The sequence below is a fragment of the Streptomyces sp. SAS_272 genome, assembly GCF_052543235.1.
Window position 1 is genome coordinate 23,810 of record NZ_JBMNDR010000039.1, and the last position, 21,706, is coordinate 45,515.

Consider the following 21,706-nt stretch of genomic DNA (forward strand, 5'->3'; position numbering starts at 1 on the left):
CATCTCAGCACGCCCCCTTCCAGGGCTCCCAGTCGCCGAGGTAGGCCTCGCGGGTCGCGGACCGGGCCTGGTCGCGGGTGAGCTGCGGGCGGTTCTCGGGGACGGTGATCCGTGCTCCCGGCCCGGTGTTGCGGAACTCGGCGAACCGCTGGTTCTGCCAGGGGAAGGCGGCCGACATGTTCGTGTAGGGCGCGGCCGCGTCGATGCCGGCGTCCATCCGGGTGTCGCGGACGGTGAGCATCGGGCGGGCGGTGGTGTCGGAGCTGGGCACCCAGGGGCGGGCCAGTTTGTAGAAGGCGTCGGGGGCCTCGCTGCTGATCCGGCTCCGGACGACCAGCTGGCCGAGCGGGTTGGCGCCCGCGGTGGAGGGCGCGAAGACGAAGCCGTAGGGCGCCGCGGACAGGTCGGTGCGGTTCAGGGTGCGGAAGTGGCACTGCTCGTGGACGGCGGTCGCGCGGCCGAAGACGAAGTCGACGTCTCCCTCCACGTAGCAGTGCGCGTAGTACTGCCGGGCGAAGGCGGTCAGGGACATCGAGTCGGCGTACAGGGTGTCCTGGTGCCCGAGGAAGCGGCAGTGGTGGAAGGCGGAGCGGTCGCCCTGGACCTTGACGGCGACGGCCTGGGTGCCGGTGACGTCGGGGTGGTCGGCGCGCAGCCAGTCGTTGGCGAAGGTGATCCGGTGGGCGGTGAAGCCGGCGGCCTGCAGGGTGGTGGTGGCCGAGCCGGTGGTGCCGTGGGTGCCGCCGCCGGGCTTGGGGGTGCCGGCCGCGTTGTCGTGGACGATCACGACGTCCCGGGGGTCCTCGCAGGCGCCGATCCAGGTGGCCTCGGTGCGGGTGGCGTCGAGGACCACGGTCTCCCGGTAGACGCCGGGGGCGAGGACGAGGGTCCAGCCGCTGCCCGCGGCGGCGGCGACGGCGTCCCGCACGGTCGTGAAGTCGCCGCGGCCGAGCGGGTCGACGTAGAGGGTCTGCGGGGTGCGGCGGTCGGCCGGGGATCCGTGGCGGCCGAACGGGCGGCTGCCGCCCGCGAGGGCCCGGGCGGACGGGGCGGCCAGGGCGAGGGCGCCGGCCGTTCCCGCGCTCGCGGCGAGGAACCGCCTTCTCGAAACGGGGTGCATGCGGGAGCTCCTTGACGGTGCGGCTCGGCGGGGGTGGCCGGGGCGACGAAGGGCGTCGCCGCCCCGGCCGTCGGACGGTGGTGCGAGGTCAGCCGAGGCGTCCCGCGCCCGCGCCGCAGTCGACGATGCGGGGGACGGCCTTCGCCGGGTCGACCCTGGTGCGCAGGGTGGGCGTCCAGCCGGCGCCGGACTCGAGGGTCTCGGCGGGAATCTGGGCGTTGTGCACGGCGATCAGGTCGGTCTGCACACCGTTGACGTAGTTGTCGGCGGCGGTCAGCGGCGAGACGTTCCACCGCTTGAGCACCTTGGCGGCGCTGACCCCCTGCGGCAGGGTGAACGCGTTGTGCTCGGCGACGAGCTTGGACTCCTTGCCGATGCCGAAGCTGTAGGAGTAGTCGCCGTTCGCGACGAAGTGGTTGTTGTAGGAGTCGACCTGCCCGAAGCGGACGCGGGGCGCGCGTTCGACCAGGTTCGCGAACAGGTTGTGGTGGAAGGTGGTGCGCAGGTGCCCCCGGTCGCCGGCGGCGGTGGACTCGCTGTCGCTGTTGCCGATGAGGATCGTCTTGTCGTGGTCGCTGAAGACGTTCCAGGAGGCGGTGACGTAGTCGGCGCCGCGCACGATGTCGAGTTCGCCGTCGTGCTGCTGGTAGAGCATGCCGAAGTAGGTCGGGGCGGCGCTGTCGGGGTGTGTGCCGTCGGTGAACGTGTTGTGGTCGAGCCAGACGTGCGTGGCGCCGTAGACCACGGCGGTGTCGTACTCGGAGTTCCAGTTGCCCTTGTCGCCGTCGGTCGGGTCCCACTGGGGGAAGCAGTCGATGGGCGACTCGAAGGAGAGGTTGCGCAGGATCACGTTGTCGACGGCCTTGATCTGCAGGCTGACGCCCTTGAACCCGGCGCCCCGGCCGATGCCGACGATGGTGGTGTTGGAGGGGACGTTCGCCTTGATGGCCTTGTCCTGGTTGGCGGCGGACACCCGCCGCAGCCCCTCGGGACTGCCGTCGGGTTCGGCGGCGAGGTCGGTGTCCAGCCCCCAGGCCTCGGGCGAGTACTTCGCGAGATAGGCGTCGAAGTCGTAGCCGGGCGCGGCGAAGGCGTCGCAGCCCTCGGCGACGGCGTCGATGACGCCCTTCACCTTGATGATCTTCGGCGTGTCGCCCCCGGCGGCGAGGGCGGCCTTGAACTCGGCCCAGGTGGTGACGGTGTGGACGTGGGCGGCGTCGGCGGCCGAGCCGCCCGTCGTGCCGGTGCCGTACGAGGCCCAGCCGTCGTTCGCGGGCAGCACCTGCCGGCCGAGGTCGCGGGCGGCGGGCCGCGCCTGGGCGGAAGCCGTGCCGGTCACGGACAGCGCCAGCGCCAGCGCGGTGCAGCCCACCAGGGCAGTAATGGCAGGTCCATGACATCTCTGTGTACGCACTGTGCGGTTCTCCTTCTGTCATGTCGCGGGGCGGGCCACGCCCGCGGGGAGGGACTACTACGTCAGCGGGTCGGGCCAGGTGATCCAGGACGCGGGGATCTGCTCGTTCAGCCGGACCACGTCGCACGGGGCCAGCACCCTCGTGCGCAGCAGCTCCCGTACGACGAGCCGCGCCACGGCGATCGCGCCCGGCGGGTTGAAGTGCGTGTTGTCCTGCTCGGTCGCGGTCCAGTTGAAGTACGTCTTCGTCTCCTCGACGCCCAGCTGCTGCCAGAGCGCCAGCGACAGCGCCTGGACGTCGAGAGTTGCGACCCGCTCCTGCGCGGCGAGCGCGCGCATGGCGGCGGGGTACTCCCCGTGCGTCGGCAGGGCCGTGCCCGCGGCGTCGAACCGGCGCCGCTCCACGGGCGTGACGAGGACCGGCCTGGCCCCCTTCGCCCGGGCGCCGGCGAGGTACTGCCGCAGGCAGTCCTGGTACGTCGTCCAGGGCTCGGTGTAGCGGGTGGGGTCGGTCGTCTTCTCGTCGTTGTGCGCGAACTGGACGAGCAGCAGGTCCCCCGGCCGGATCGCCGCGAGGACGGCGTCGAGCCTGCCCTCGTCGATGAAGCTCTTGGAACTGCGGCCGTTCACCGCGTGGTTGGCGACGGGCAGTCCGGTGTGCAGGAAGAAGGGCAGTGCCATGCCCCACCCGGTCTCGGGTGCGGCGTCGGAGTACTTCTGGGCGGCGGTGGAGTCGCCGGCGATGTAGAGCGTGCGGGGCCGGCGGGCGCCGGCGTGAGCGGGAGCGGCGGCCATGGCGCCGAGCGGAACGGCGGCGAGCGCCGCGGCGGTGACCTGTCTGCGGGTGAGGGACACCAACGTGCACCTTTCACGGGTGGGAGACGGGGGAACCGCGCGACCGGCCGGGACGGGCCGGCGGTCCCCCCGCGACGACAGTCGCCCGAGCGGTTACTTGTGGTTCTTCTTCCAGTCGGCCTGGGCGGTGTTCAGCTGGTCGGCAAGCGTGTCCAGGAACTGCTTCGCGGTCATCTTGCCGAGCAGCAGCTTCTGGAAGTTCGGCTCGTTGTCCGCCTTCGAGATGGTGTTCCAGTCGGGCAGGTAGTAGGGCAGCTGCACGATCTTCGTGGTGGTGCCCGTCAGCGCCTCGGCGGCCAGCTTCGTGGGCTCGGACCCCTGGACCCAACTGTCCTGCGCCGCCTCGAGGTTGGCCGGCACCTGTCCCGCCTTCTTGTTCCACTTGCTGTTGGACTCGTGCGAGGCTGCGAACTCGATGAACTTCCAGGCGGCGGTCTTGTTCTTGCTCGTCTTGAACAGGCCCAGCCCGTCCACCGGGTTGGAGACCTGCACCCGGGTGCCGTCGTCCTGCGTCGGGGCGGGGACGCCCTTGAACTTGCCGGCCAGCGCCTTCTGGTGGTCGCCGTAGGAGCCCAGGTTGTGGCTCAGCATGCCGATGGTGCCGGAGTCCCACTGGGCGACCATCTTGGTGAAGTCGTTGTTGACGTCGGCGGCCGGGGTGTCCTTCTTGTACAGGCCGACGTACCTCTCCAGCGCGGCCACGTTCTTCGGGTCGTTGACGGTGGTCTTGTCACCGCTCCAGAACTCGGTGATCCCGCTCTGCCCGTAGGTCGCGTCGAGGGCCGGGGAGATCGAGCCGGAACCGCCGCGAATGGTGTAACCGAAGGCGTTCTTGTCCTTGTCGGTCAGCTTGTCGGCGGCCGCGTAGAACTTCGACCAGGTGGTCGGCGCGTCCAGGCCCGCCTTCTGGAACAGGTCCGTGCGGTACCAGAGGGTGCCGTTGTTGGCGGAGGTCGGCACGGAATACGTCTTGCCGTCGACGCCGGCGGCCTTGACGCTGTCCAGGAACTTCGCGTTGAGCTTGCCGCCGAGCCCGCTCTTCTCCAGACGGCCGTCGAGCGGTTCGAGGGCGCCCTGCGCCGCCACCTCGGCGAGCATCGCGGTGCCCACCCCTCCGACGTCGGGCAGTCCACCGCCCTGGATGGCGGTGTCGTACTTGGACTGGACGCTGTCGGAGGGCACACCGACGTACTTCACCTTGATGTCCGGGTTCGCCTTCTCGAAGTCGGCGATGATCTCCTTCCAGACGTCGGTGCGGGGACCGCCGTTGTTGTCCCAGAAGGTGATCTCCCCTTTACCGGAGCCGTCGCCTCCCTTGTCTCCCGCCGCGCCGCTGCCGTCGTCGCCGCAGGCGGTGGCGGTCAGCGCGAGCACGGTTCCCACGGCGAGGGCCAGGGCGGCGCGCCTGCTTCTGCGGATGCTGCTTGTCATGTGGTCGGCTCTCTTCTTCTGGATCCCTGCGGAGATATGAAGTTGTGGGGGGTCGGTGGGTGGTGCGGTGGGTGCTGCGGCGCCGCGGCGCACAGCCGCACACACCCGGCCCGGCGTCGTCGGCTCGGGGCTGTCGGTCGTCGACGCGTCCTGGTCGCCGGGGAACTCGAGCGTGACCGCGTCACCGATCTGCGGGGCCTCCGCCGCCGCGGCTCCCGGCACGGAGGCGGTTCCCGGCGCAGCGGAGGCGGATTCCCGCGCAACGGAGGCGGTTTCCGGCGCAGCGGCGACGGCCGCCAGGTCCGCGGCCGGTCCTGGCAAGCGCTTGCTAGGGAAGTGCGTCATTGCGGCTCCCAACAGGCTTACGGCGGAAGTGGGTCAGAGCGGTCTGATGCGGAACTCGCTGAACGTGGCCGCACCGGCGTGCCCGGTGCCGACCGGCGCGACGGCGAAGAGGCCGAGCAGGGCCCCCACCCAGCGCCAGGGGGTGGCCGCGAAGACGGGACCCGAGGGACACGGGCCGTCGCCGACGTCGTACGCGAAACGGCAGCGCGCGCCCGCGCCGATCTCGATCCGCAGCCGTGCCCGCCCGTCCGGGGCGAGCCGTGGACGGGACGCGTCCCGTTCTCTCCCTGCGGCCGGCTCGGCGAACCGGTGGACGAGCCGGACCGTGCCGTCGGCGTCCCGCTGGAGCCCGATCCAGCCGAACGCGTCGCCGAGGACCGTGAGTCCCGCGCGTGCTCCCGGTTCCTCGCTGTGCAGCCGCAGCTCCACCTCGACGGCGCAGGGGACACCGGGCAGCCGCTGGGTGAGGACGTTGGGCAGGGTCCGCAGATCATGCGCGTCCGGTGTCCGCACGCAGGTCAGCCGCAGTCCGTCGGCCGAGTGCCGGGGGGCCCAGCCGTCCTGGGGGTTGGCCGTCCACGACCACTGGCGGCCCGGACGGCCGCCGGGGAAGTCGTCGTCGACGGCGGGCGCCGCGGGCGGCTGCGCGGGCAGAGCGGGCCGCCGGTGCGTCAGGACGGGCGCGCCCTCGTCGCCGATCACCGGCCAGCCTCCCGCACCGTCCCAGCGCATCGGCTGGAGGTGGACGACCCGGCCGTACGCACCGCGCTGCTGGAAGTGCACGAACCAGTCCTCGCCGGACGGGGTGCGCACCCAGCCGCCCTGGTGCGGGCCGTTGACCTCGGTGTCCTTCTGCTCCAGGACGATCCGCTCCTCGTACGGGCCGAAGAAGTCCCGCGACCGGAAGGCGCCCTGCCAGCCGGTCTCCACGCCTCCGGCCGGGGCGAGGATCCAGAACCAGCCGTCGTGCCGGTAGAGCTTCGGGCCTTCGAGGGTGAACCACCCGGGGATGCCGTCGCCGTCGACGATCACCTTCCCCTCGTCGAGGAGGGACGTCCCGTCGGGGTGCATACGGTGGCCGGTGAGCCGGTTCTTGACGCCCGCGCGGGACTTCGCCCAGGCGTGCACCAGATACGCCTCGCCGCTCTCCTCGTCCCACAGGGGACACGGGTCGATCAGGCCCTTGCCCGCCTTGACCAGGTGCGGACGGGTCCAAGGCCCGCGGACACCGGGCGCGTTGACCTGGAACACACCCTGGTCGGGGTCGCCCCAGAAGATCCAGAAACGGTCGTCGTGGTGCCGTAACGAGGGCGCCCACACCCCGCAGTCGTGCCGCGGCGCCCTGAAGTCGCCGGCCGGCTCCAGGCGTTCCAGGGCGTGGCCGACCAGCGTCCAGTTCACCAGGTCGCGCGAGTGCAGCAGCGGCAGCCCGGGCGCCCGGCCGAAGGTGGAGGCGGTGAGGTAGAAGTCGTCGCCGACGCGCACGACGTCCGGGTCGGACCAGTCGGCGTTCAGGACCGGGTTCGTGTACGTCCCCTCCCTCTCCCCCGTCACTGGCTGACCGCCTTGCGGACCAGAGCCGCGGCCTCGTCCCGGCCCGGACGGCCGTCGGCGACGACGGTGACGATCCGGCGCACGACCGTCTCCCCCGGCGGGACGGGCAACCGTTCCGCGCAGGCCAGCGAGGAGCCGACGCCCGGGTACTCGGCGGTGCGGACGAACCAGGGGTCGCGGCGGGTGGCGTCGGTGGCGCCCGCGAAGACGAGCGTCCAGCCCGCGCCGGCCAGCGCGATCCAGTCGGCGCGGGAGCCGTGCACGGACGCCTCGCCCTCCGTGGCCGCGGTGAAGACGTCGGGGGCCCGGTCCTCCTTGCGGGCCCGCCAGAAGAAGCCGCCGTAGGCCGCGCCGGGACGTCCGTTCGTCGCCGGGCTGCCGATGGACAGCGGGGCGCCCGAGACGTTGGTGAGGGAGAAGGTGAAGTCCAGCGCCCAGGCGGAGGAGGTCAGTTCGGTCGCCGCGACCGTCCGCCGCTCGCGCAGCAGTTCCGTGCCCGACGCCACCCAGCGCAGCTCCTCCACGAAGCCGTCGGGGTCGCGCAGCTGGAAGGACGCGTGCCGCTGCGCGCCGTGGTCGTCCAGCTCGGTCGGGCCCCGGTCGCGGACGTAGGTGCGGCCGCCCCAGAAGTTGTGCCCCTCGACGTCGGGTACGGCTACACCGACGCCGAGGTGATGGAGGTGGTCGGCGGGGCAGAGCTCGGTGACCGTGGCGCCGGCCAAGGTGGTGACGGGGTGCAGATAGGGGCGCGGGGAGAGCCTGGCGGGCAGCTCGGGCCGCGTGACATAGCGGCCGACCGGGCGGCCGGCGACACGCAGGACGACCGGTGAGTCGGGTGCCTGTGCGGTCATCAGGGGCTCACCTCTTTCGGATGCGCGGTCGTGAACGCCCAGGGGGCGCCCAGTTCGGAGTAGAGGGCGAGGGTGTCGGCGGCGGCCGCGACGAGGCCTTCGACGCCGGGGACGACGCGTCGGTCCTCGGCGGGCAGCAGACGCCAGGCGTCGTCGGGCAGCTGCACCGGGTCGGGCGCGACCCGGATCGCCTCGACGACCCGCATGAACGACTCGGTGACGGCGGGCGGGACCAGCAGTTCCGTCCCGTCGGCGAGATGCTCGACCAGGTTCTCCAGCAGGTCGGTGCTGCCGTACTCGAACTCCTCCGGGCCGTGGCCGGCCCGCTGGAGCAGGACGCGGTCCTGCTTGTACCAGTAGGTGATCCGGCCGCGGCTGCCGTGCACGACGACGTACGGGTCGTCGGGGTCCTCGGCGCACAGCGTGGCCGCGACGACGATCTGCAGGCCGTCGGCCGTGGTGACGCGGACGCAGGAGGTGTCGTCGGACTCGATGGCGTTCGCGTGCGCCAGCTCGGTCTCGATGCCGTCGACGTCCTCGGCGCGGGTCGCTCCGGCCAGCGCGAGGGCGGTGGCGACGGCGTGCGCGAGGGGGTTGGTGAGGGCCCCGTCGATGACGTCGACGCCGTTCAGCCGCCGCCTGCCCGCCCAGGGGGCACGCCGGAAGTAGGACTCGGCACGGGCCCAGGCGCCGGCGCCGCCGACCCCCGTGATCTCGCCGATCACACCGTCGCGGATCAGTGCGCGGATCGCGGGCACGGCGTGCGAGCCCAGCGACTGGAAGCCGACCTGGCAGGCCACGCCGGCCCCGGCGATCCCGTCGGCCATCCGGCGGAACTCCGCGTACGACGGCGCCGGCGGCTTCTCCAGCAGCAGGTGCACACCCTTGCGGGCCGCGGTCAGCGCGAGGTCGGCATGGGTCGGGATCGGGGTGCACACCACGGCGATCCGGGCTCCGGTGGAGTCGAGCAGCGCGCCGAAGTCCGCGGACTGCTCGGGCGCGCCGAGGCCCTCGGGGATCTCGGCCGGGGTCAGCGGGGTCAGTTCGCAGACGCCCGCGAGACGGACGATGCCCTTGTCCTGGAGCCTGCGGATGTTGTCCAGGTGCCAGCGGCCGTGGCCGCGCGCGCCCGCCAGGACGATCGGTACAGCGGTGCTCATGAAGTCCTCCCTGCGCCCGCGCCGCGTGCCACCGTGCGGTCGGCTCCCGCGGCGCCGTCGATCTTTGGGTGCAGGGTAGGCGTCCGTCCGACGTCCGCCGTGGGACGGCGCTCGCCGCCGCCGTCGCAGGCCCCGTGGATCGCGGGCAGGCGAGCGGGCCGGCTCCCCCCGGACGTGACGGCCCGGCGGCTCCTCATCCCTTCACCGCCCCTGCGCTGAACCCGGTGATCAGCCACTTCTGGATGAAGGCGAAGACGATCACCACGGGGACGGCGGCGATGATGCCGCCCGCCGCCAGCGCGCCCAGGTCGACGCTGTCCGCGCTCATCAGGGTGTTGAGGCCGACGGGGATCGTCTGCTTGGTCTGGTCGGAGAGGAACATCAGGGCGAACAGGAAGTGGTTCCAGGCGTGCACGAAGGCGAAGGAGCCGACGGCGATCAGCCCGGGCCGCAGCAGCGGCAGGACGACGATCCGGAAGGCGGTGAGCCGGTTGCAGCCGTCGACCCAGGCCGCCTCCTCCAGGGAGTAGGGCACGTTCCGGATGAAGCCGCTGATCAGAATGATCGACAGGGGCAGCTGGAAGACCGTCTCGGCGATGATGACGCTGCCCAGCGAGTTGATCAACTTCAGCTCGGCGAAGATCTGGAAGAGCGGGACGAGCAGCAGCGCGCCGGGCACGAACTGGGTGCACAGCAGGGCGAGCATGAAACCGCGCTTGATCTTGAAGTCGAAGCGCGCGAGGGCGTATCCGCCGGCCAGTGCCACGCCGGTGGTCAGCAGCAGCGTGGCCACACCGGTGAGCAGGCTGTTCTGGAAGTAGACGGCGAAGTCACGCTCGTTCCAGACCTTCTCGAAGTGGTCGAAGGTCATCGGCCAGGGCACCAGCGAGGTGGAGCCGGCCGGGCGGAGCGCGAAGAGCAGGATCCAGTAGAAGGGGACCAGGGTGAAGACGAGATAGATCCCCAGCGGGAGGTAGATCTGCCAGCGGGGGGCCTCGTCCCACGCACGCTTGCGCCGGGACGGGCGGTGGTCGGGTGCGGCGGGCTCGCGCACCTGGGCGGGCACGACCTCGGGGGCCTCCTTGGTGATCACTTGTCGCCTCCTCCGAACTTGCTGAGCCGCAGATAGACCATCGAGCAGAAGAGCAGGATCACGAACGCGACCGTGGTGAGCGCGGACGCGTAGCCGAAGTTGTGGGCGTCGACGCTGGTGTTGGCGATGTAGAGCGGGAGGGTGGTGGTCTCCCCCGCCGGGCCGCCGCCGGTGAGCGTGTAGAGCAGGTCGACGTTGTTGAACTCCCACACCGCGCGCAGCAGCGTGGACAGGACGATGGCGTCCTTCAGGTGGGGCAGGGTGATGTGCCAGAACTGCTTGATCCTGCCGGCGCCGTCGACCTCGGCGGCCTCGTACAGGTCCTTCGACACGGACTGCAGGTCGGCGAGGATGAGGATCGCGAAGAAGGGGACGCCGCGCCACAGGTCGGCGACGATCGCCGCCGAGAAGACGGTGGAGGTGTCCGACAGCCAGCTGGTGCCGTACTCGCCGATCCCCATGTCCGCGAGGTAACGGGTGATGCCCGTCTGGGAGTTGTAGAGCAGCACCCAGATCGCGGAGGTCAGCACGCCGGAGACGGCCCACGGGGAGAAGACCAGCGCGCGGCCGAGCGAGCGTCCCACGAAGGTCTGGTTGACGATCAGCGCCAGCGCCAGACCGAACAGCAGCTGCAGCCCGACCTCGACGAAGACCCACTGGGCGCTGAAGGTCAGCGTGTCCCAGAACTGCGGGTCGTCGGTGAAGGCGTGGACGAAGTTGTCGAAGCCCGCGAAGCCGTTGCGCCACGGTTTGGTGGGGTTGTAGTTCTGCAGGCTGTAGTAGAAGACGCTGACGACCGGGTAGGCGATGAAGCCCAGCATCAGCAGGGCCGCCGGCGCGATCAGCAGGTACGGCAGCCTGCGGGGCGTGGCGGAGGCACGGCGCCGCCGGGGCGGCGCGGGCCGTTTCGCCACGGCTGCGGCTTGGGCCATCACTGTTCTCCGTTCTCGGTGCGTCGTACGTACGTCGTGCGACGTACCAGGTGCGAGGTGCGAGGAGCGACCTTCGGGAAGCGCTTTCTCCCTGTGCAGGCGTGTGCCTCGTCCTGCTGATGTCGCGTGGTGCGGTGGGGCGGTGATCCCGTGGTGCGTGCGGTCGTCCCGTGGTGCGGTGATCCGTGGTGCGGTGGTTCAGCCTGCGTACGGGTCGGCGACCCGGCCCGGACGGGCGAGGAACTCGAAGTCGCAGCCGGTGTCGGCCTGCGTGATCTGCTCGTTGTAGAGCGCTCCGTAACCGCGCTCGTCACGGGTGGGCGGCGGCGTCCAGTCGGCCCTTCGCCGCGCCAGCTCCGCGTCGTCCACATGGAGATGGAGGGTGCGCGCCTCGACGTCGAGGGTGATCGGGTCCCCGCTGCGGACCAGGGCCAGCGGGCCGCCGACGTACGACTCGGGCGCGACGTGCAGCACGCACGCGCCGTAACTGGTGCCGCTCATCCGGGCGTCGGAGATCCGCACCATGTCCCGCACGCCCTGCTTCAGCAGGTGGTCGGGGATGGGCAGCATGCCGTACTCGGGCATGCCGGGGCCGCCCTTGGGTCCGGAGTTGCGCAGCACGAGCACGCTGTCGGCGGTGATGCCGAGGGAGGGGTCGTTGATCGTCCGCTGCATGGTCCGGTAGTCGTCGAAGACCACGGCCGGACCCGTGTGCTTGAGCAGGTGCTCCTCGGCGGCGATGTGCTTGATGACCGCGCCGTCCGGGCAGAGGTTGCCGCGCAGCACGGCGACTCCGCCCTCGGCTGCCACGGGGTCGTTCCGGAGCCGGATGACGTCGTCGTTGTGCACCTGCGCGCCGGCCAGCTGCTCGCGCAGGGTGTCGTGGGAGACCGTCGGCCGGTCCAGGTGCAGCAGGTCGGTGATGCGGGAGAGGAAGCCGGGCAGGCCGCCGGCGAAGTGGAAGTCCTCCATGAGGTACTTCCGGCCGCCGGGCCTCACGTCGGCGAGCACCGGCACCGTGCGGGCGATGCGGTCGAAGTCGTCGAGGGTGAGCCGGACTCCCGCGCGACCGGCCATCGCGATGAGATGGATGACGGCGTTGGTGGAGCCGCCGAGCCCGAGGACGGTCGTCACCGCGTCCTCGAAGGCCTCCGCGGTGAGGATGTCGCTCAGCCTGCGGTCGCTGTGGACCAGTTCGACGATGCGCAGCCCTGTCATGGCCGCCATCCGGTCGTGCCCGGAGTCGACGGCCGGGATGCTCGACGCGCCCGGCACCGTGACGCCCAGCGCCTCGGCCGCGGCGGTCAGCGTGGACGCCGTGCCCATCGTCATGCAGTGGCCGGGCGAGCGGGCCAGACCGCTCTCCAGCTCGGTCATCTCACAGTCGCCGATGAGACCGGCCCGCTTGTCGTCCCAGTACTTCCACATGTCGGTGCCGGAGCCGAGGACCTCGTTGCGCCAGTGCCCCGGGAGCATGGGTCCCGCGGGCACGAAGGCGGTCGGCAGGTCGACCGAGGCCGCCCCCATGAGCAGGGCGGGCGTGGACTTGTCGCAGCCGCCCATCAGCACCGCCCCGTCCACCGGGTAGGACCTCAGCAGCTCCTCGGTCTCCATCGCGAGCAGGTTGCGGTAGAGCATCGGGGTCGGCTTCTGGAAGGTCTCGGAGAGGGTGGAGACCGGGAACTCGAGGGGGAAGCCGCCCGCCTGCCACACCCCGCGCTTCACGGCCTGTGCGCGGTCGCGCAGGTGCACGTGGCAGGGGTTGATGTCGGACCAGGTGTTGAGGATCGCGATGACCGGCTTGCCGAGGTGCTCCTCGGGGAGGTAGCCGAGCTGGCGGGTGCGGGCGCGGTGGCTGAAGGACCGCAGACCGTCGGTCCCGTACCACTGGTGGCTGCGCAGTTCCTCGGGCGCCTTCATATGGACCACCCGGCGGCGATGGCGGCCACCTCGGCGCGCTCGTCCTCGGGCAGCGTCCTGCTCGGCGGACGGACCTCACGGCGGCACAGGCCCAGGGAGGCGAGGGCCTCCTTGACGACCGTGACGTTGTTGGCGGAGCCGCCCGCGGCCCGCAGTTCCTCGAACCGTCTGATCTGCTCCCACACCTTCATCGCGGCCGGGTAGTCGCCCGATCGGAGCGCCTCGATCATGTTCAGCGAGACGGCCGGGGCGACGTTCACCAGTCCGGAGGTGAAGCCGGTGGCGCCGGCGGAGAAGTAGGAGGGAGCGTACGGCTCGGCGAGTCCGGCGACCCAGACGAACCGTTCCAGGCCCGCGTCCCGGGCGAAGGCGGCGAACCGGGAGGCGTCCGGCACGGCGTACTTGACGCCGACGACGTTCGGGCAGGCGTCGGCGAGTTCGGCGAGGCGTTCGCCGTGCAGCTGCGCGTTGCGGATGTAGGGGACGACGCCCAGCTCCGGCACCGCCTGCGCGATCTCCCGGTGGTAGTCGACCCAGCCGCTCTGCGAGACGTAGGGGTGCACCGGCTGGTGGACCATCACCATCTGCGCGCCCAGTTCACGGGCGTGCCGGGCGGTGGCCACGGCGGTCGGCACGTCATGGCCGACGCCGGCCAGGATCACGGCCCGTCCGTCCGCCTCGTCGGCGGTCAGTTCGAGGACCAGCCGGCGCTCCTCGGGGGCGAGGGCGTAGAACTCGCCGGTGTTGCCGTTCGGGGTGAGGGTGGTGATGCCGCCGTCGAGCAGCCTGCGCACCAGAGCCCGGTGGGCGGCCCGGTCGACGGAGCCGTCCTCGGCGAACGGGGTCACCGGGATGGCCACCACGTCGGCCAGGGCCGCACGCTGGGTCTCGAACGCCACGCTGCTCATTCCCGGCCTTCCTGTTCGGGTGACTGGTCCGTCTCGGCGGTCTCGGGGAACGCCCGTTGCACGAAGGACGCGATGTGGGCGTGCAGGGCGCGGGCCGCGCCGTCCGCGTCGCCGGCCAGGGCGAGCCGGAGGATCTCGCGGTGCTCGCCGGCCTCCCGCTCCCAGGAGGGCGAGGCGGCCCAGGCGACCGCGGAGACCAGGGCGGCCTGGTCGCGGACCTCGTCGAGCATCCGGCCGAGCAGCGGGTTCCCGCACGGCAGGTAGAGGGCGCGGTGGAACTCCCGGTTGGCGAGGGACCGTTCGGCGGTGTCGGTCGCCTCGTCCGCCTTGCTCAGCGCGGAGCGCGCGGCGTCCAGGGAGGCGCCCCGGCGCACGGCCCGCTTGAGCGCCTCGGGTTCGAGGAGCAGGCGGACGTCGTACACCTCGCGCGCCATGTCCGCGTCCACCATGCGCACCGTGACGCCCTTGTACTGGCTCATGACGACCAGTCCGGTGCCGGCCAGGGTCTTGAGGGCCTCGCGCACCGGGGTCTTGGAGACCCCGAACTGCGCGGCGAGCTCGGTTTCGACCAGGGCCTGACCAGGCGTCAGGCGCCCGGTGAGGATGCGGCGTTTGATCTCCTCCAGCACGTACTGCGTGCGGGACGGGATCGGCGTGGGCACAGAGGTCATGCGCGCCTCTCGGATGTCGCGTATCTGATCTCGCGTATCGCGTCTCATATATGACGTACGAAGTACGACGCGTTGAAGGTAGAAGCGCCTCTGTGTTTCGTCAATGCTTCTGACAAAGAAGTGCCGCAAGGGAAGGACTCAGAGGGGGATGGTCTCGCCCTCGCGCGCGGTGCGGGCCGGACCGCCGAAGGCGACGGCCGCCCGGTCGGTCGCCGCCTTGCGGGTCAGCGTGGGACCCACATGGGTGATGTACAGCTCGCGCACCCCCGCCTTGCGGGCCGCGTCCCCGGCGTCCTCCGGGGTGAGATGGACCTGCTCGTCCTGTTCGCCTTCGCGATGGCCGTCGACGTCCGCCTCGCACAGGAACAGGTCCGCGCCAAAGGCGAGTTCGGTGAGCGCCGCGCACGGGCCGGTGTCCCCGGAGTACGCGAGGACGCTCCCCTGGCACTCGACGCGCAGTCCGTACGCCTCGGTGTCGTGAGCCATCGCGCGCGAGGTGAGGCGCAGGTTCCAGTGGCGCACGGTGTGCCCGTCGAACAGGGCCCTGAAGTCGAGGAAGTCGCTGAGGAACCGCACGTCCGACCGGCCGAGGAAGCCCGCGACACGCCGGGCGCAGTCGAGCGGCGCATACACCGGGATCGGGGCCGGCGGGGTCATCCCCCCGTAGGCGAACGCATAGGCGGCGGCGAGGAGATCGGCGCTGTGGTCGGCGTGCAGATGGGAGATCCAGATCGCCGTGAGCCGCTCGGGATCGGTGTGCCGCTGCAACTCGGCGAACGTGCCCGGCCCGGCGTCCACCCACACCTCCGCCCCCGCTCCGCGCAGCAGGTAGCCGGAGCAGGGGCGGCCCGGAGCCGGGTGCGGAGAGGCGGTCCCGAGGACGGTCAGGCTGAGGGGCATGGTCGCGAGCGTACGTTTCGCCCTCGTCCGACGCCGCCCGACTACGTCCGTCTACGGCAACCTCATGCCCGCGTCTACGGCCGGCGCGGCCCTCCCGGATCGCGTCCGCTGAGTCCCAGCGCCCGGTCGAGCAGGGGCGCGTCGTCGGCGACGGGGACGACGGGCCCGAAGATCCCGTTGCCGGTGGCGGGGTCGGCCGCGCCGGCGAGGAAGGCGTGCGCCGCCGCCAGCGCCGCGGGGTCGGGGTCGTACGCCTGGCCGGTGGCCCGGGCCAGGTCCCAGCCGTGGATCACCAGCTCGTCGGCGGCGACGGCGGCCGCGACCGCGCCGGGCAGGTCCACGCCGCCGGCTCGGGTCGTGCCGGTCCACGCGGCGGGGTCGCGCCAGGCCTCGGCGAGGGCGTCGAGCGCCTTGGCGAGCTCCTCGCGCCAACCGGGGCCGACGTCGGGTGCGGCGGCGTCGGGCGGGGTGTCGGTGGTGGGGCCCAGGTCCTTGCGGGCGGCGTCGCGGAAGGCCACGGCGAGGCCGGTCAGGTGCCCCAGCAGGTTCCGGACGGCGCAGCCGGGACAAGGCGTGCCGTCGTCGAGTTGGTCGTCGCGGACGGCCTCCGCGAGGCGCGCCACCACGGCGGCCTGGGGGCCGAGGTCGAAGGGCATGGTCGTGTCGGTCATACGGGGTGGACCCGCGGCGTCGCGAGAACTCATCGGCGCGGCGCGTGTCTTCGCGGCGCGTCGTGGTCGACCGGTCGCCGGAGGTCGCGGGGCGGGGCGCGGATAGGGCACCTGCCCGATGCGTCGCCGGGGGCCTTAGGCCCACGATGACCAGGCATGACGAAGAACTGGTCCGTTGTGCGCGTCCTGCGGGACCGCGGCGCGGCGATCTTTCTGACGGCGTCCGTGGTCTCCGGTTTCGGGACCTCCGCGCTGTGGCTGGCGGCCGGCGTGTGGGTCAAGGACCTCACCGGCTCGAACGGGCTGGCTGCGCTGTCCGTGCTGGCGCTGTGGGCGCCGACCCTGGCCGGCCCGCTGCTGGGCGCGCTCGCCGACCGGGTCCGCCGGCGGCCGCTGCTCCTCGCCGTCAACCTGGGCCCTGCGGCCCTGCTGCCGGTGCTCCTCGTCGTCGGCTCCCCCGGCCGGCTGTGGCTGCTGTTCGCGGTGCTCCTCGGATACGGGGCCGCCGCCGTCGTGGCCGACGCGGCCGAGTCCGCGCTCGTCGCCGCCGTCGTCCCCGTGGGACTGCTCGGCGACTTCAACGGGCTGCGCACCACGACGACGGAGGGCATGAAACTGGTGGCCCCGCTGGCGGGGGCGGGGATCTACGCCGCCTACGGCGGTCCCGCCGTGGCCCTGCTCGACGCGGCCAGTTTCGTGTGCGCGGCCGGGCTCTACGCGTGCGTGCGGGTCCACCAGGCACACCCGCGAACGGGCGGGCGCGGCCCGCGGGGCGGGACGGCCGAGGGTGTCCGCTTCCTGTGGGGCCACCCGTTGCTGCGCCCCCTGGTGGTCGCGGGCGGTACGACGATGCTGTGCGCGGGCCTCAACGGCGCGCTGCTCTACGCCGTGGTCGAGGGTCTCGGCCACCCGCCCGCTTACGCCGGCGCGCTCTACGCCGTGCAGGGGGCCGGGTCGGCCGCGGTGGGCCTGCTGTCGGGGCCCGCGTTGCGGCGTTTCGGGGAACGCCGGTTCGCCGCGTGCGGGATCGCCCTGACGGCCGTCGCGGTCGCGGTGCGGGCGGTGCCGTCGGACCCGGTGGCCCTGGTGTGCGCCGCGGCGATCGGGGCGGGGCTGCCGTGCATGCTGATCGCCGCGCTGACGGCCGTCCAGCGGGAGACCCCCGACGCGCTGCTGGGCCGGGTCGCCGCCACGGCCGGCACCCTGATGTACGCGCCGAACGCGCTCGGCCTCGCGCTGGGCGCCGCCCTGGTGGAACTGCTGCCGTATCAGCCGCTGCTGGTCGCCCTCGGGCTGGTGCGGCTGGTGACCGTCGTGCCGCTGTTCCGCGGCGGCGCTCAGCGGGCGGCCAGCGCCTCGCGCACGGACGCCAGGTCCCCGTCCGACGCCAGTCCCGCGTGATACAGCCGGATCTCCGTCGCGCCGAGCTCCTTCGCCCGCGCCGCGTCGGCCGCGAGCGTGCCCGGACTGCCGCCCATGCCGGAGACGACCCCGAGGTTGGCGGCGAGGACCGTGCCCTCGCGCCGGTGCCCGGCGAACGGCGTCAGCAGCCCGGGCCCGCCGGCGCAGGGCACGACCACGCCGTCCGCCACGGACAGTATGTGCTCCGGGTCGACGCCCGCGTTGGCGCCGACGTGGTGGGTCACGGGGTCGGCGTGCAGCAGTACCTGGAAGCCGTCGGGCGCCGCCGCCCGCACCGCGCTCACCGCCGCCTCCTGGAGGGTGCGGGCCCTGTCGTCGCGCCACGCGCGCGTGGCCGCCGCCGTCTCCTCCCCCAGCAGCTTCTCGACGCCCGCCCAGCCCTGCGCGTCGTCCGCTTCCCCGCGCCACAGCGGCTCCAGCGCGTCCCGTACGGCGGCGGCGAGCGCGTCGGCGTCCAGGCCCTGCTCGCCGTAGCCGGCCCGGCAGGCGGGACAGAAGCAGAGCGCCATCAGGTACTGGCCCGCGTCCCCGAGTCCGACGCCGCCGGTCTTGTCGTGGGCGTGCAGATGCTGGAGGCCGTACCAGCCGAGGGACTCCAGTTCGACGCCGCTCGCGCCGGGGCGGACGGCCGCCTCGGCGGCGAGGTCGACGAGGTACGCGCGCGTGTCGGGCTGGGCGATGCAGGGCGCCCAGGGGTAGCGGTCGCCGTAGGCGTTGACGACCGAGGTGTCCGGATGCTCGGCGCCCAGGCGGGAGTTGTGCGCCAGCACCACCCAGGAGTGGACGTCGAGGCCGGCGCCCGCGAGCGCCCGGGCGGCGTCTGCGAAGGCGTCGCCGGGGGCCCAGTCGCCGGCCGGGTAGGGGCGCAGGGCGCGGCCCGCCCACCGGTCGCCGGCCGGGTACAGCACCGCCGCGTGCTCGGCGGTCACGACGCGGTGCCGCGGGTGGCGCGGGGTGAGGGCGCGGGTGGAGTGGTAGGCGGCGGCGAGGGTCACCTGCTCCACGCCGAGCCCGGCGATCAGGTCCGGCGCCCCGGGGTCGCCGACGACGTCCCAGGGATAGACGAATGCAGACGCCTTCACGCGGTTTCCTCCTCCAGCAGCGCGTAGCCGCGCTCGATCACCTGGGCGAGCTGTTTGACGTGGTCCTCGCCCGGCTCGTGCAGCGGCGGGCGGACCTCCCCGACCTCGAGGCCGCGCAGCCGCACTCCGGCCTTGACCAGGGAGACGGCGTACCCGCGGCCCCGGGCGCGCAGTTCGACGAAGGGCCGGTAGAACCCGTCCAGCAGGCGGTGGACCGTGCGGTCGTCACCGTCGGCAAGCGCCCGGTGGAAGGCCAGGGCGATCTCGGGCGCGAAGCAGAACACGGCCGAAGAGTAGAGGTCGATTCCCAGGGAGCGGTAGGCGAGCTGGGTCTGCTCGGCGGTCGGCAGGCCGTTGAAGTAGAGGAAGTCGCCGGGTGCCTCGGTGCGCACGGCGCTGATGATCCGCTGCATGAGGTCGAGGTCGCCGAGGCCGTCCTTGAGGCCGACGATCCCCTCGGTGCGGGCGAGTTCGACGACGGTCGTCGGGGTGAAGACGGCGTTGTCGCGCTGATAGACGATCACCGGGAGGTCGGTCGCCGCCGCCACCTCGCGGTAGTGGCGCAGCAGGCCCTCCTGGGCCGCCACGACGAGGTAGGGCGGCAGCGCCAGCAGGCCGTCCGCGCCGGCCGCCCGCGCCCGGCGGGCGTAGCGCACGGCGAGCGCGGTCCCGTAGCCGACGCCCGCGACGACCGGCGCCCGGCCGGCCGTCTCGTCGACGGCCGCCCGCACCGCGGCCTCGAACTCCTCCGGCGTCAGCGCGTGGAACTCGCCGGTGCCGCAGCACGCGAAGACGGCGGCGGCGCCGGCCTCGACGCCCCGGCGGACGTGCGCGCGGTAGACGTCGAGGTCGAGCGAGCCGTCGGGGCCGTACGCGGTGACGGGGAAGAACAGCGGTCCGCCGACGACGCGGAGGCGGGCGGCGAGCGGGGCTGGCGTCACGGAACTCCCTGAGGCGACACGTGCGTTCTTCTGATCGATGTCCACATTCATGAACACGCTCAGCCTATGAAGCCCTTTCCTGCCCGGTCAAGCCCGGCGCTGTCGCCGCAAGGGCGGAACGGCCTGGTCCGAGGCACACTTGACGCGGGGCACGGGAGATCCTTAGCGTGTCCACGCATGTGAATACTGTCCACACATGCGGCCGTAGACGCCAAGGAGACCCGAGGATGCCCGCTCCCCGCACCGTCCTGCTCACCGGCGCCGCCGGCGGCCTCGGCACCCTGATGCGGGACCTGCTGCCCGCCTACGGCTACCGTCTGCGCCTGCTCGATCTGCGTCCGGTCGACGGCGAGCCCGACTCGATCGTCGCCGACCTGGCCGACAGGGACGCGGTACGCGAGGCCGTGCGAGGCGTCGACGCGATCATCCACCTCGCGGGCATCTCCCTGGAAGCCCCCTTCGAGAAGATCCTCAAGGCGAACATCGAGGGCACGTACCACCTGTACGAGGCCGCCCGCGAGGAAGGCGTGCAGCGGATCGTCTTCGCCTCCTCCAACCACGCCGTCGGCTTCACACCGCGCCCCCAAGGGGACGACCCCCTGATCCCCGTCGACACCCCGCACCGCCCGGACACCTTCTACGGCCTGTCCAAGTCCTTCGGCGAGGACCTCGCCCAGCTCTACTGGGACAAGCACGGCCTGGAGAGCGTGTCGGTGCGCATCGGCTCCTGCTTCGCCGAACCGACGAGCGTGCGCATGCTGTCGGTGTGGATGAGCCCGGCCGACGGCGCCCGCCTCTTCCACGCGGCCCTGACCGCCGAGAACGTCGGCCACACCATCGTCCACGGATCCTCGGCCAACACCCGGCTGTGGTGGGACCTCGGCACGGCGCGGGCGCTCGGCTACGAGCCGCAGGACGACTCCGAGCCGTACGCCGAGAAGCTGATCGCCGAGCAGGGCGAGCTGGACCCGGAGAACATCGCGCACGCCCACCTCGGCGGCCATTTCGTCAGCGACCCGCCGATCTGGCCGTACTGACGGAAGAGGCCGCGAGGCCGCGAGGCCGCCAGGCCGCCAGGCCGCCAGGCCGCGAGCGGACGTTCCAGCGGCGTCGTGGGGCGGCTGCGGGAGGAGTGCTCAGGTAAGGGAACGGCAAAGTGGGCTCGGTCGTTCACCGGGTATGACAGCTATGACCCCCGGCTCGAACATCCCTCTCCCCACCGCGCGCGTGACGGTGGACGTCGCCGCCCCGGTGCGGCTCGACGTTTCGGGCCTGCTGCTCACCGCCGACGGCAAGGTGCGCTCCGACGACGACTTCATCTTCTACAACCAGCCCGCCGGCCCGGGGGTGACCTACCGCTCGGGCGGCGGCGCCTCCCCCGACGCCATCGTGGTCGACACCGCCGCCGTCCCGCCGGGCATCGAGAAGATCGTGGTCACCGCCAGCCCGGACGCCGCGGGGCAGACGTTCCAGGGCGTCGAGCCGACCGCCACGATCCGCAACGCGGACGACGGCGGCGTCCTGGCCACCTTCACTCCCCCGCGGCTCGGCACCGAGACGGCGCTGGTGGTCGTCGAGATCTACCTGCGCAACGGCGCCTGGAAGGCCCGCGCGGTCGGTCAGGGATACGCCGACGGCCTCGCCGGGATCGCGACCGACTTCGGTGTGACGGTGGAGGAGCCGGCGGCCCCGGCCGCCGCGCAGGCGCCGCCGGCTCCCGCCATGACGCCCGCCGCCCCCGCGGCTCCCGCGGCTCCCGCGGCCCCGCCGATGCCGCAGGCGCCGCCCCCGCCCGCGCCCGGCGCCGGGAAGATCAACCTGGACAAGGGGCGCGTCAGCCTCCAGAAGAACCAGACGGTGTCCCTCGTCAAGGGCGGCCGCCCGCTGCTCTCGCAGGTCAAGATGGGCCTCGGCTGGGAGCCCGCGTTCCGCGGCAAGGACATCGACCTGGACGCCTCGGTCATCGCCTACGGCCCGCAGCGCAACCACATCGACAGCTGCTACTTCGGCAAGCTCTCCATCGTCAACGGCGCGATCAAGCACTCCGGCGACAACCTCACCGGTGAGGGCGGCGGCGACGACGAGGTGATCGTCGTCGACCTCGGCCGGCTGCCCCAGGAGGTCAGCGGGCTGGTGTTCACGGTGAACTCGTTCTCCGGGCAGAAGTTCACCGAGGTCGCCAAGGCCTACTGCCGTCTGCTGGACGCCTCCAGCGGCGAGGAGCTCGCCCGGTTCGACCTCACCGGCGCCGAAGCGCAGACCGGCGTGCTGATGGCCAAGCTGATCCGGCAGTACTCCGGCGAGTGGGAGATGACGGCGATCGGCACCTTCGTGAAGGCGCGGACCGTGCGCAACATGGTCAAGCCGGGCGCCGAGTCCCTCTGATCCGGGGGTCGTCGCGCAGTCGTCCGGCCCGGGGCGCCCGCCACCACGGGG

General features: G+C 72.4%; 19 protein-coding genes. 3 read left to right on the forward strand and 16 right to left on the reverse strand.

The window, feature by feature from the left end; all coding sequences use genetic code 11:
- Positions 1–4: 4 nt before the first annotated feature.
- From ACN6LD_RS22205 to ACN6LD_RS22270, 14 genes are all read right to left on the reverse strand, one after another.
- Complete coding sequence (locus ACN6LD_RS22205) at positions 5–1,120, reverse strand: pectinesterase family protein (RefSeq protein ID WP_319188699.1); 1,116 nt, start codon at positions 1,118–1,120, stop codon at positions 5–7.
- A gap of 88 nt (positions 1,121–1,208) precedes the next feature.
- Positions 1,209–2,534, reverse strand: a complete 1,326-nt coding sequence (locus ACN6LD_RS22210; protein ID WP_319188698.1) for a pectate lyase family protein — start codon at positions 2,532–2,534, stop codon at positions 1,209–1,211.
- Between the two features lie 57 nt (positions 2,535–2,591).
- The gene (locus tag ACN6LD_RS22215) at positions 2,592–3,389 is read right to left on the reverse strand and encodes a rhamnogalacturonan acetylesterase (RefSeq protein WP_319188696.1); all 798 of its coding nucleotides are present in this window, start codon (positions 3,387–3,389) and stop codon (positions 2,592–2,594) included.
- 93 nt (positions 3,390–3,482) lie between these two features.
- Complete coding sequence (locus ACN6LD_RS22220; protein WP_319188694.1) at positions 3,483–4,820, reverse strand: ABC transporter substrate-binding protein; 1,338 nt, start codon at positions 4,818–4,820, stop codon at positions 3,483–3,485.
- 378 nt (positions 4,821–5,198) lie between these two features.
- A complete protein-coding gene (locus tag ACN6LD_RS22225; protein ID WP_445044081.1) occupies positions 5,199–6,719 on the reverse strand; it encodes a family 43 glycosylhydrolase in 1,521 nt (506 codons plus the stop codon).
- Entirely contained in the window at positions 6,716–7,570 is an 855-nt protein-coding gene (locus tag ACN6LD_RS22230) for a DUF6807 domain-containing protein (protein ID WP_319188690.1), read from the reverse strand. The genes ACN6LD_RS22225 and ACN6LD_RS22230 overlap by 4 nt, the downstream gene beginning before the upstream one ends.
- Positions 7,570–8,730: a Gfo/Idh/MocA family protein gene (locus ACN6LD_RS22235; protein ID WP_319188688.1), complete on the reverse strand. Its 1,161-nt coding sequence runs from the start codon at positions 8,728–8,730 to the stop codon at positions 7,570–7,572. Before ACN6LD_RS22235 ends, ACN6LD_RS22230 begins: the two co-directional genes overlap by 1 nt.
- A 193-nt stretch (positions 8,731–8,923) precedes the next feature.
- The gene (locus ACN6LD_RS22240; protein ID WP_319188686.1) at positions 8,924–9,823 is read right to left on the reverse strand and encodes a carbohydrate ABC transporter permease; all 900 of its coding nucleotides are present in this window, start codon (positions 9,821–9,823) and stop codon (positions 8,924–8,926) included.
- Positions 9,820–10,755 carry a carbohydrate ABC transporter permease gene (locus ACN6LD_RS22245; protein ID WP_266726989.1) on the reverse strand — a complete coding sequence of 312 codons (936 nt, stop codon included), beginning with the start codon at positions 10,753–10,755 and terminating at the stop codon, positions 9,820–9,822. The genes ACN6LD_RS22240 and ACN6LD_RS22245 overlap by 4 nt, the downstream gene beginning before the upstream one ends.
- Before the next feature lie 198 nt (positions 10,756–10,953).
- Positions 10,954–12,675, reverse strand: coding sequence for an L-arabinonate dehydratase (gene araD / locus ACN6LD_RS22250; RefSeq protein WP_319188683.1), 1,722 nt, complete (start codon positions 12,673–12,675; stop codon positions 10,954–10,956).
- Positions 12,672–13,583, reverse strand: coding sequence for a dihydrodipicolinate synthase family protein (locus tag ACN6LD_RS22255; RefSeq protein WP_319188681.1), 912 nt, complete (start codon positions 13,581–13,583; stop codon positions 12,672–12,674). Before ACN6LD_RS22255 ends, araD begins: the two co-directional genes overlap by 4 nt.
- Positions 13,580–14,254, reverse strand: coding sequence for a GntR family transcriptional regulator (locus ACN6LD_RS22260; RefSeq protein ID WP_319188679.1), 675 nt, complete (start codon positions 14,252–14,254; stop codon positions 13,580–13,582). The genes ACN6LD_RS22255 and ACN6LD_RS22260 overlap by 4 nt, the downstream gene beginning before the upstream one ends.
- A gap of 138 nt (positions 14,255–14,392) precedes the next feature.
- A complete protein-coding gene (locus ACN6LD_RS22265; RefSeq protein ID WP_319188677.1) occupies positions 14,393–15,154 on the reverse strand; it encodes an MBL fold metallo-hydrolase in 762 nt (253 codons plus the stop codon).
- A 74-nt stretch (positions 15,155–15,228) separates the two neighbouring features.
- Positions 15,229–15,825, reverse strand: coding sequence for a TIGR03086 family metal-binding protein (locus tag ACN6LD_RS22270; protein ID WP_319188675.1), 597 nt, complete (start codon positions 15,823–15,825; stop codon positions 15,229–15,231).
- Positions 15,826–15,981: 156 nt separating this feature from the next.
- On the opposite strand from ACN6LD_RS22270, the gene ACN6LD_RS22275 reads away from it, so the two are divergent.
- The gene (locus ACN6LD_RS22275; protein ID WP_445044082.1) at positions 15,982–17,226 is read left to right on the forward strand and encodes an MFS transporter; all 1,245 of its coding nucleotides are present in this window, start codon (positions 15,982–15,984) and stop codon (positions 17,224–17,226) included.
- Here the strand turns inward: ACN6LD_RS22275 and ACN6LD_RS22280 are convergent.
- Positions 17,163–18,329 (reverse strand): hypothetical protein, encoded by a 1,167-nt coding sequence (locus tag ACN6LD_RS22280; protein ID WP_445044083.1) that lies wholly within the window; start codon positions 18,327–18,329, stop codon positions 17,163–17,165. The two genes, ACN6LD_RS22275 and ACN6LD_RS22280, sit on opposite strands and share 64 nt — an antisense overlap.
- Positions 18,326–19,270, reverse strand: a complete 945-nt coding sequence (locus ACN6LD_RS22285) for a 5-dehydro-4-deoxyglucarate dehydratase (protein WP_445044084.1) — start codon at positions 19,268–19,270, stop codon at positions 18,326–18,328. The genes ACN6LD_RS22280 and ACN6LD_RS22285 overlap by 4 nt, the downstream gene beginning before the upstream one ends.
- A 227-nt stretch (positions 19,271–19,497) precedes the next feature.
- On the opposite strand from ACN6LD_RS22285, the gene ACN6LD_RS22290 reads away from it, so the two are divergent.
- Both ACN6LD_RS22290 and ACN6LD_RS22295 read left to right on the forward strand, forming a co-directional pair.
- Entirely contained in the window at positions 19,498–20,307 is an 810-nt protein-coding gene (locus ACN6LD_RS22290) for an NAD-dependent epimerase/dehydratase family protein (RefSeq protein ID WP_319188667.1), read from the forward strand.
- A gap of 151 nt (positions 20,308–20,458) precedes the next feature.
- Complete coding sequence (locus ACN6LD_RS22295; RefSeq protein ID WP_445044099.1) at positions 20,459–21,655, forward strand: TerD family protein; 1,197 nt, start codon at positions 20,459–20,461, stop codon at positions 21,653–21,655.
- The last annotated feature ends 51 nt before the right edge of the window (positions 21,656–21,706 follow it).